This is a genomic window from Acidovorax sp., from assembly GCF_022763525.1.
Taxonomy (GTDB): Bacteria; Pseudomonadota; Gammaproteobacteria; order Burkholderiales; family Burkholderiaceae_C; genus Acidovorax.
Map to the genome: position 1 here is coordinate 1 of NZ_JALEGG010000061.1, position 9,296 is coordinate 9,296.

The 9,296-nt window shown below is 67.9% G+C and carries 9 protein-coding genes and 1 pseudogene; 3 read left to right on the forward strand and 7 right to left on the reverse strand.

Annotation, left to right across the window (positions count from 1 at the left end):
• Nucleotides 1-129: LysR family transcriptional regulator (locus MRY84_RS23135; protein ID WP_363317474.1), on the reverse strand; the 129-nt coding region annotated here is incomplete at its 3' end.
• A gap of 121 nt (nucleotides 130-250) precedes the next feature.
• Here MRY84_RS23135 and MRY84_RS04630 point away from each other — a divergent pair.
• Nucleotides 251-478: a hypothetical protein gene (locus MRY84_RS04630; protein WP_291504578.1), complete on the forward strand. Its 228-nt coding sequence runs from the start codon at nucleotides 251-253 to the stop codon at nucleotides 476-478.
• 5 nt (nucleotides 479-483) lie between these two features.
• Nucleotides 484-645 (forward strand): annotated as a pseudogene (locus MRY84_RS23140) (tautomerase family protein); the annotation flags it as partial.
• A gap of 171 nt (nucleotides 646-816) precedes the next feature.
• Here MRY84_RS23140 and MRY84_RS04635 read toward each other — a convergent pair.
• From MRY84_RS04635 to apaG, 4 genes are all read right to left on the reverse strand, one after another.
• Nucleotides 817-1,941 (reverse strand): YbdK family carboxylate-amine ligase, encoded by a 1,125-nt coding sequence (locus MRY84_RS04635; protein ID WP_291504579.1) that lies wholly within the window; start codon nucleotides 1,939-1,941, stop codon nucleotides 817-819.
• Nucleotides 1,942-2,002: 61 nt separating this feature from the next.
• Entirely contained in the window at nucleotides 2,003-3,259 is a 1,257-nt protein-coding gene (locus tag MRY84_RS04640; RefSeq protein WP_291504580.1) for a cation:proton antiporter, read from the reverse strand.
• A gap of 216 nt (nucleotides 3,260-3,475) precedes the next feature.
• Nucleotides 3,476-5,467, reverse strand: coding sequence for a site-specific recombinase (locus MRY84_RS04645; RefSeq protein ID WP_291504581.1), 1,992 nt, complete (start codon nucleotides 5,465-5,467; stop codon nucleotides 3,476-3,478).
• Nucleotides 5,464-5,871 (reverse strand): Co2+/Mg2+ efflux protein ApaG, encoded by a 408-nt coding sequence (gene apaG / locus MRY84_RS04650; RefSeq protein ID WP_291504582.1) that lies wholly within the window; start codon nucleotides 5,869-5,871, stop codon nucleotides 5,464-5,466. Before apaG ends, MRY84_RS04645 begins: the two co-directional genes overlap by 4 nt.
• Nucleotides 5,872-5,961: 90 nt before the next feature.
• Between apaG and rpe the strand changes: the two genes are divergently transcribed.
• Nucleotides 5,962-6,648 (forward strand): ribulose-phosphate 3-epimerase, encoded by a 687-nt coding sequence (gene rpe, locus MRY84_RS04655; RefSeq protein ID WP_291504583.1) that lies wholly within the window; start codon nucleotides 5,962-5,964, stop codon nucleotides 6,646-6,648.
• Between the two features lie 245 nt (nucleotides 6,649-6,893).
• Here rpe and MRY84_RS04660 read toward each other — a convergent pair whose 3' ends face one another.
• Nucleotides 6,894-7,289 carry a hypothetical protein gene (locus tag MRY84_RS04660; protein ID WP_291504584.1) on the reverse strand — a complete coding sequence of 132 codons (396 nt, stop codon included), beginning with the start codon at nucleotides 7,287-7,289 and terminating at the stop codon, nucleotides 6,894-6,896.
• Nucleotides 7,290-7,465: 176 nt separating this feature from the next.
• On the reverse strand, nucleotides 7,466-9,296 hold a 1,831-nt coding region (locus MRY84_RS04665; RefSeq protein WP_291504585.1), incomplete at its 5' end, for a HAMP domain-containing sensor histidine kinase.

Sequence of the window (9,296 nt, forward strand, 5' to 3'; positions counted from 1 at the left end):
CTCGATGCGCGCCACGGTGCGCGACACCTGGCTCACCGGCGTATCGCGCTCGCGCGCCACGGCCGACAACGAGCCCAGGTCGGCCACGCGCAGGAACAGGTGCATGTCTTCAAAGCGGATCTCGCGCATGGAGCGATGGTAACGGCGGGGGGGCTTGCCAGCGGCGCAAAACGCTGTTGCATGGCGCGTGGTTTCCGCAGCGGCGGCCGATTTCTACAGTCGCTTCCATTCATCCCAAGAAGGAGCCATCGTGGACTCGCAACCGTTTGCCCCCATGCATCCCGACGACTATCACCGCCTGCGCGAGGCGGCCAAACGGCGTGCGCTGCAATTGCGCCAGGAGGCCATCCGCGATGCCAGCGCATGGGCCGCGGGTGTGTTTCTGGGCGCCGTTCGCCGTGCCCTGCAGTCCTTGCGCTACGAAACGCCTCTGCACCGCGCCCCCGCCGCACTTCGCCGTTCTCGCCAGGAGCCCTGACCACCATGCCGACCCTCGTACTGAAAACCGCCCCCTTGCAAAATCCTGAACGCTACGGACAGCTGGCCAGCGCACTCACCGACCTCACAGTGCAGCTGCTGGGCAAGCGCCGGGAGGTGACCGCCGTGGTGATCGACGACCTGCCCGCGGCGCGCTGGCATGTGGGGGGTGCGCCCCTGAAGCAGCCTACCGCGCTGCTGGAGATCAGCATCACGCAAGGCACGAACACGCCCGTTGAGAAAGCCGCGTTCATTGAGGGGCGCGCCAGCAGGCGCGTGCAGCAGGCGCGGGCCTGGCGCAGCTGGGCTGAGAGATGCAGGTTGCTTCACGCCCGGGTGTCAGGCCGCTGCGCCGCGAAAACGTTGCGCCGCCTGGCGGCTGACTTCGGCCAGCAGCTGCTCTTCGCGCTGGCGCAAACGCAGCCAGCGTGCATCGTTCTGTCCTGCCTCCACCTCGGTGCGCAGCATGTGCATGGCGCTCGATGAGCCCTGCATGGCCGCGTGGCTGGCAATGGTGTCCATGGTCCGCAGGATGTGCTCACGCAGCGGCATGTGTCCACCGGTGGCCGGGTCCACATACACCGCGTCCATGCCGAAGCGGCACGCCTGGAAGCGGTTGTAGGTGTAGACCAGGTAGTCGTCTTCCGCCGGCATGAAGGGCTGGTCGGCCAGGAACCACGCGCCCAGCGCTTGCACATAGCCGGCCAGTGCCGCGGCGCGCTCGATGGTCAGCGGCGTGTCGAACACGCGGATCTCGATGGTTCCGAACTCGGGCTTGGGGCGGATGTCCCAATAGAAGTCCTTCATGCTCTTGACCACGCCGGTGCGCGTCATCTTGTCGAAGTAGGCGGTGAAGTCGTCCCAGGTCAGCGCCATGGGCGCGCGGCCCGACAGTGGAAAGGCGAAGACCGAGTTGAGCCGCGCTGAATCAAAGGCCGTGTCCTGTCCCTGCACATAGGGGCTTGATGCCGACAGCGCGATGAAATGCGGGATGTATCGGCTCATGCGGTGCAGCATCAAGAGCGCCGCGTTTGCATCGGGGCAACCGATGTGCACGTGCTGGCCGAAGATGGTGAACTGCTTGGAGAGGTAGCCGTACAGCTCCGACAGCTCGCGAAAGCGCGGCTTGTCGTAGATGCGCCGCTCGTGCCACTGCTGGAACGGGTGCGTGCCGCCGCCCACCACGGCGATGTTGAGCTTGTCGGCGCTTTTCACCAGCGCATCGCGGATGGGGGTGAGCTGGCCCAGCACCTCGCTGCTCGAATGGCAGATACCGGTGGAGATTTCGATCATGCTGTTCGTCATCTCGGGCACCACGCTGCCGGGCAGCGGGTTCTTCTTCATCAGGCGCAGCATGTCCTCGGCATAGGGCGCGAGGTCGTAGTCGTTGGTGTTGACGAGCTGCAGCTCCAGCTCCACGCCCAGCGTGAGCGGTTCGGAATGGTTGAAGGCTTCAAGGGACATCAGGGGGCCTTTGTACGGTGCAGTGCGGTGCGATCGGGATGCGCGCGGCGTGGCGCTGCGCTCATGGCTGGGTGTCTCCGTTTTGCCCGCGCGCCGTCAGGGCCGCCCAGGGCTTGGAGCTCTCGCCCGCGCGGTAGATGGCCACGGTGGCGATCACAGCGCCCAGCACCTCCATCAGCAGGATGGCGGGCAGGGCCACGCCGGCGATGACATGCCCTGTCGAGGGCGAGGCCAGCACGAACTGCGAGGCGATCAGGAGGGCGATCGACGACATCGGTGTCATCGCGCAGCCCACCCAGAGCGCCTGTTTCCAGCTCGCGCCGCTGCCCACATTGCCCAGCGCCACACCGGTGGCCTTGGCCAGCAGGCGCACGGCAATCAGCGCCAGCACCACGCCGGCGACGGGTGCGCTCCAGTCGGCCTGGGCGGCCACGGTGGAGACGAGCACGAACATCAGCATGGTGAGCAGCGAAGACGCGTTGCCCAGCTGCCGCGGCCAGGCCCAGGGCCGGGGGTTGAGCTGCTTGAGCAGCATGCCGCCCAGCAGCGCCGCCAGCGGCGCAGAGCCGCCCATGTGCGCGGCCACGGCCGTGCCCGCGGCCACCAGGGCCAGGAAGAGCATGGAAGTGTTTTCGCTGGTCGGGCTCATCACTCGCAGCGCCATGCGCAGCACCAGCGCCAGCACCGCTGCCACGATGATGGAGACCCCCAGGACCACCACCACGGGCGAGATCGTTTCAAGGACCGTCACGCTCTGGCGGTTGAGCAGCTCCGCCTTGGCACTGCCCAGCGTGAGGGCGTACAGCGTGGACAGCGTGGTGAGCACGATGGCACGCTCCGTCACCGGCCCGGCCGCCCGGGTGTCGGCCACCACGCGCGTGAGCACGGCCGGCGATGCCGCCAGCGCCACCAGCGCCAGCGGCCCGGCTACCTGCGTGGGCAGGTTCAGCCACACCAGCACCCAGTACACGGCAAAGTAGGTGAGCACCGATTCGGCGATGCTCTGCACCAGCACCATGGGGTTGTGCCGGAACCAGCGCAGCGGAATGCGCCCGCCGCATTCAAACAGCACGATGGCGATGCCCAGTTCGAGCAGGAACAGGCCGATGCCCTGCAGCGGCCAGACCGCGCCGCTGAAACCCGCCAACCCGGCGGCAGTGCCCACCAGCGAGTAGCCCAGTACCTTGGGCAGTCCGGTGTGGCGTTGCGTGAGATAGCCCGCCATGGCAGCCACTGCCAGCAGCAGCGACCATTGCACGGTGGGCAACCCGGCCGAGGGGCGCAGCCATTGCGCCCAGAAGCTCAGGATTTCATTCATCTTTTTGGAACCTCTGCGTCAGGCGGGGCCGGGCCCCGTCGGGAGTGGGTGAAGAAGCGGGTGCGCACAGTCCGGGAGATTCACCGGGAACTGGTTCAAAACCCCTCTTGAAAAAGGGCGCACCAACGTTGCCTGAATTTACAGGCCGAAACATCCTGCCCATGTAGGACAGGGGCGAGGCTTGGGCCGCGCCGCAGGCTTGACTTTTCAGGCCGTTCAGGCCGGGCGGCGCGCCGGTACAAAAAAACTCATTGGCGCCGAGCGCAGTCGCGCACGGATCGCCGCATAGATGCGCGAGCGGTCCACGCCGCTCACATTCTGCGCGCGCAACGCCAGGCTGAAGGCCAGGTAGAAACTCACGGTCACATTGAGCGCACCCAGCAGCGGAAGCGCAGCCACCGCCCACCAGAAGGCCGGCGAATGCAGCACCGTGGGCCCCAGCGCGGCGCTCGCCGCTGCCACCTGGCCTGTGGAGAGTGTGACATGCCGCACATCCAGGCCCAGACCGAAAAACCCTGCGAAGGCAGGGATGAGGCCCAGCATGAACCCCAGCGAGATGTTGGCGGCAAAGCCCGAGAGGTTTTCGCGCAGGAAGCGCGCCCAGCGGGCTGCGCGCTCGCCGCCCAGCAGGCGCGTGATGCGCGGGTTGTACTGCAGCGCCGAGTCCAGCCGGTTGAGCACGAACCAGTTTTCCGTCCAACCTGCGATGATGCTGGACGCAAACAGCAGCACTCCCGTGAAGGCCGCGAAGAACAGCGACGGGCCCAGCAGGTGCTGCGATTCGAGCACGTGCGCCGCCTGCCGCTCGCTGATGGCCGGGCTGCCTGTGGCCAGCGCGATGAGCAGGGCCAGCACGAGCACGGCCGGGAACACCACCAGCACATTGCCCAGCACCGCGGCGACCTGCGAGCGCACCAGGTGCGTGATTTCATCCACGAAGGACTCGATGGCGCCGCTGGTGCCAATCTCCTTGAGCTTGGCGGCCATCGCGGGGGCCGTCATGGCCGGCTGCTTGGTGGCCACCGTCAGGTGCAGCAACTGGATCAGCACGAAGGTGGCGGCATAGTTCACGCCAGCCCAGAAGCCCGCCCAGAACGCCGAGAGTGCGAGCGCGTAGAGCCCGAACTTCGCCAGCGTGGTGAAGGCCATCACAGCCCCGCCGCCCGCGGCCTTGCGGACCATGGCGCGGTATTCGGGGGCGGTGCGGGTGATGTAGTGCTCGCCGGTTTCCGCGCTGCGCTCGGCCACCTTGGCGGCCAGCAGCGACGAGTTGGACGCCAGCAGCGCGCGCAGGCTGCGCCGCTCCTGGCCCACCATCACCAGATGCGCCAGCAGGCGTGCTGCCGTGACTGCGGGCTTGGGCGACAGCAGGCAGTCCAGCAGCTCGCGCACCCGCAGGATGCGCTCGCGCAATTGCCGCAAGCGAAACACCAGGCCTACCGAGATGCCGTTGTCTTCGAAATGCGTGTACACCGTGGCGGCGGCCGCGCGGCAGGCCTCCAGCCGCTCGCGCAGGCGCTGGGCTGCCTCATCCAGCCGGTCGGGTGTGCGCAGTGCGTGCACCACCTCCACGCGCAGGCTCTCCACATCGCGGATCAGCGCGTGGAACGGCTGCGCATCGCGCGCCGACTCGCTCATCCGCAGGCGCAGCTCGGGTGCAAAGCCGGTGGACAGGATCTGCCCCGCGCAGTAGGTGATGGCGTCAAGCAGCGCACGGTGCCAGCGCGAGGGGCCTGCCTGCGCCTCGTCCCCGGGTGGGGCCAAGAGTGCCACCAGGCGCGTGAGCTGGGCCTCGTCGAGCGCCGCTAGCCACTGCGCGTCGAATTCGCTGGGCAGCGCCAGCATGAAGAGCTCGGAGGCGTCGATGGTTTCAGGGCTGCCGGGCAGCAGCTTGGTGCGCAGGCGCTCGGCCACTTCGCTGACCAGCGCGGTGCGCGGCGCGAAGCCGAAATCGGCCAGCAGCGTGGTGATGTCCACGTGCTCCACCAGCGTGGCCCACCACGCCTGCAGCCGCTGCTGCACCTCGGGGCGGGCCTCGACGGCATCGAGAAACAGCTGCACGCGTCCCACGGCGGCGGGTACGGAGTCGCGCTGGCCGCGCACCCAGTCGAGTAGGTGAATCAGCCACAGATGGCGTTGGGCGAGGCCGGCCCCGGGGTCGAGCGCCGCCAGCAAGGAGGGCAGTTCGGCGGATGGCGCGCGCTTCAATGCAGCACCCGCCCGTTCAGCGGCCCGCCCAGGGGGCCCTGGCGAACGGCCTCCAGCACAAACAGCGGCACGGGCGTGTCAAAAGGCTCGCCATCGTCGGCTACGCAATGGAAGGTGCCGTGCATGGTGCCGCTGGCGGTGCGCAGGCGGCAGCCGCTGGTGTACTGGAACGACTCGCCGGGCTTGAGCAGCGGCTGCTGGCCCACCACGCCCAGTCCTTTGACTTCTTCGGTGTGGCCCAGCGAATCGCTGATGATCCAGTGGCGCGAGATCAACTGCCCGGGTGCTTCACCCACGTTGGTGATGGTGATCGTGTAGGCAAAGCTGAACACGCCCGTGTCCGGCGCAGACTGCTCGGGCAGGTACTCAGGTTGCACTTGGACGTCGAACTGGTGCTTTGGCATGGCGCGAATGGTAACCGTGTGGCCGCGCCACGGAGCGCCCTGCATCCTGCTGACGAGGCAGGCACCGAGGCGCTTTGCGACAATGCAGGGATGAGCCGCACCTACCAAATTGCCCCCTCCATCCTTTCTGCCGACTTTGCCCGCCTGGGCGAGGAAGTGCGCAACGTCGTTGCCGCTGGCGCCGATTGGATCCATTTCGACGTGATGGACAACCATTACGTACCTAACCTGACCTTCGGCCCCATGGTGTGCCAGGCGCTCAAGCCGCACGCCAAGACGCCCGATGGCCGGCCGGTGCCCATCGACGTGCACCTGATGATTGAGCCCGTGGATGCGCTGGCCGCTGCCTTCGCCGACGCGGGCGCCGACTACATCAGCTTCCACCCCGATGCCTCGGCCCACGTGCACCGCAGCATCCAGGCCATCCGCGCCAAGGGCGTCAAGCCCGGCCTGGTGTTCAACCCGGCCGAGCCGCTGGATGTGCTGGACTGGGTGATCGACGACATCGACCTCATCCTCATCATGAGTGTGAACCCGGGCTTTGGCGGACAGAGCTTCATCGACTCGGCCCTGCGCAAGATCGAGGCCGTGCGCAAGCGCATCGACGCGAGCGGCAAGGACATCCGCCTGGAGGTGGATGGCGGCATCAAGGCCGACAACATCCGCCGCGTGGCCGACGCGGGTGCGGACACTTTCGTGGCTGGCAGCGCGATTTTTGGCAAGCCGGACTACCGGGGCGTTATCGACGCCATGCGCCAGGCGTTGGCCGCCGCCTGAAGCCCCGGGGACCGACACCCCTGCTGCGTTGGGATCTAGAGCTTCCACCCGCTGTTCAGACTGAACCTGCCTCCGCCCTGCGCGGCGCTTCGACAGGCTCAGCGTGAACGGACGAGGAGGGCGGAGTTCGAGATTGGAAGCTGTTTAAGCCAGTTCCGAAGATTTCATTTGCTATAAAATGTATAGCTGATTGCGCTTGTCAGACAAGCGCAAAGGCGCTATTTGGATGAAAGCTCTCTGACCGATCACTGCGGGATCACCGTGGTCGTGACGGATTCCCGCAGCACGCCGCCGCCGGACACGGATCCGCTGGCGGGGTCGCTTTCAATCCTGCGCACGCATTCGGCGCGGTCCTGGGCGTTCTGGAAGGCGTCGCAGCGCTGGGTGGCATTGGCGATGGCAATGGGGCCGGGGTCGCTCAGCTGGCCCTTGCGGGCGGCATCGTAGGCGTTGGTGGCCTCGCGCATACAGGTGGCCAGGCTGTCCTGCGTGTTGTGGGTTCTGCATTTTTCGCGCTCCTGTTCATAGCGGGCGCGGGCATCGTTGGCTGGCGTCTGGGCCCAGGTGGCGGCAGAAGAGGCCACCAGCAGGACGGCGGTGAGCGCAGGGGCTGCGGCGGATGCAAAGGCGAAGCGTTTCATGGGTCACTCCTTGGAAAACTTGCAGTGGGCGGAAAGCCGCGCTGCATGCACGTGCAAGAAGGTGCAGATGCGCAGCGTGCAGGGCGGCAGCGTCCCGCCAGGGTAGGCCGGACGCTGTCGCCGCCGCTGTCAGACGCGGCCAAACGCGCCCGTCCGCCCCGCGGCCTTTTCTGGTGTCAGCCCAGGCGCTGGAACGTGAGCGTGAACGCCACCCCGTCGGCCGTGTTGCGCGCGTTGATGGTGCCGCCCATCTTGGCCATATAGGTCTTGGCCACGAACAGTCCCTGGCCCCGGTGCTTCGATTCGTCCATCGGCGCGGGCAGGCTCGGGTCGGACACCCCCAGCTCGAAGATGCGGCCCAGGAGGTCTTCTTCGATGGTCGAGCCCTGGTTGTGCAAGGTGGCGCTGGCGGTGGATTCGGACGCGGCCAGCGTCAGTGTGATGGGTGAGCCGGCCGGGCGGTAACGGTCGGCGTTGCCCAGGATGTGGGTCACCACGTCCTCCAGCGCAAACTCGTCCGCCCGCACGAAGATCGGGCCCGGCCCGCCCTGGTAGACCACGTTGCCGATGCCCGCAAAGTGCGCGTTGTTGGCCACGTGGCGCAGGAAGGCGTCCAGGTCGAGCCGGCCCTGAGGCACGTCGGCCGCCTGCAGCGCCTCGGCCGGTGAGGCGGTGCCGTAGAGCACGTGCACCGCCTGCTGCATGCGCTGCACGTAGCGGTGGCCAGGGTCATCGGCGCCGCCGTGCAGCACCATCAGCGACTGCAGGGGCGACATGATCTCGTGCCCCACCGCGTGCCACATGTCCCGCTCCTGCTGGGCGCGCAGGCGCTCGCGCGCCAGGTCGTCCTTCACGCGCTGCAGCAGGTCGGCCAGACCGCCGGCCAGAATGCCCAGCTCGTCCGAGCCGCGCAGGTCCGACACCTCCAGGTCGCCCAGGCGCGGGCCAATGTGGCCGTCCTGCACGTTGTACGACACGGCGGCGGCCCGCCGCGTGAGGGCGGTGACCCGGCGCAGCAGGCCCACCTCCAACACCAGCCAGGCCAGCGCAATGGCGGCCAGCATGGCGCCCAGGTACCACGACATGCGCGTGGCCACCACGGCCAGGTTCTGCTCCACCCCGCGCAGGTCCCCGGTAAAGGTGACGGCGTAGTGGCCTACGGGCGTGTCCAGCATGTCCAAGCCAGCGGGCGCCTCGGGCTGTGGGCGCCGGCTGGGGTTGGTGAGCGTGCCGTCCAGCGGCAGCCAGCTGATCAGGCGCAACAGCCAGGGGGCCGAGGGACCCGCTTCCACCGCCGATCCCCGCAGCGTGAGCGCCTCCTGCTCGCTGCTGCCCAGCTTGCGGATCTGCACCTTCTCGCCGGGCAGCAGCGAGCGGGCCACCTCGGCCAGCGATGCGGCGGGCTGCGCGCCGGGCATATTGCTGTCAAACAGCGCGGGCGGCGAGCCCGGGCCCAGCATCTCCATCCGCAAACGCATGCTGCCCAGGTCTTCGGGCGGCCAGACCACGCGCTGCTTGCTGTTGAACAGCGCCTCGCGAAACAGCTCCACTGGCAGGCGCACGGAATAGAACGTGCGCCGCTGGCAGCCCGGCTGCGCGCCGGCCAGGTCGCGGCACAGGCTGTTTTGCCACAGCCAGCCGCGGAAGTCGCGCACCGGGCGGGCGCGGGCGTCCAACATGTCGGCGCCTTCGCTGCCGTCGCCGTTGCGGTGGTCCACAAAACCGGTGAGTCGTCCGCGCGTCTGGATGCTGCCTTGCGGCGGCAACGCCTCGAAGGGGGCTACCCATCGGTAGGTGCTGCCGCGCATATCCAGCGTGATGCGGGCGCGGTGCACGCCGGCCAGGTCCAGCACCCCGCGCTCGCGCGGAACCAGCTCGCTCGCGTAGAAACTTCCCACCAAGTAGATGAAGCCGCCCGCGTAGGGGTTGTTGCCAATGGCCGCGCAGGCCGTGGCGCCGTCGGGGTAGGTGACGGAGCAGCCCGTCATCTCCACCGCCTGCTGGGCC

What these genes read in the sequence shown, in the direction of transcription:
- apaG (WP_291504582.1), bottom strand. Translation starts at nt 5,871, where the DNA reads ATGCCAAAGCACCAGTTCGACGTCCAAGTGCAACCTGAGTACCTGCCC.
- rpe (WP_291504583.1), top strand. Translation starts at nt 5,962, where the DNA reads ATGAGCCGCACCTACCAAATTGCCCCCTCCATCCTTTCTGCCGACTTT.
- MRY84_RS04635 (WP_291504579.1), bottom strand. Translation starts at nt 1,941, where the DNA reads ATGTCCCTTGAAGCCTTCAACCATTCCGAACCGCTCACGCTGGGCGTG.
- MRY84_RS04660 (WP_291504584.1), bottom strand. Translation starts at nt 7,289, where the DNA reads ATGAAACGCTTCGCCTTTGCATCCGCCGCAGCCCCTGCGCTCACCGCC.
- MRY84_RS04640 (WP_291504580.1), bottom strand. Translation starts at nt 3,259, where the DNA reads ATGAATGAAATCCTGAGCTTCTGGGCGCAATGGCTGCGCCCCTCGGCC.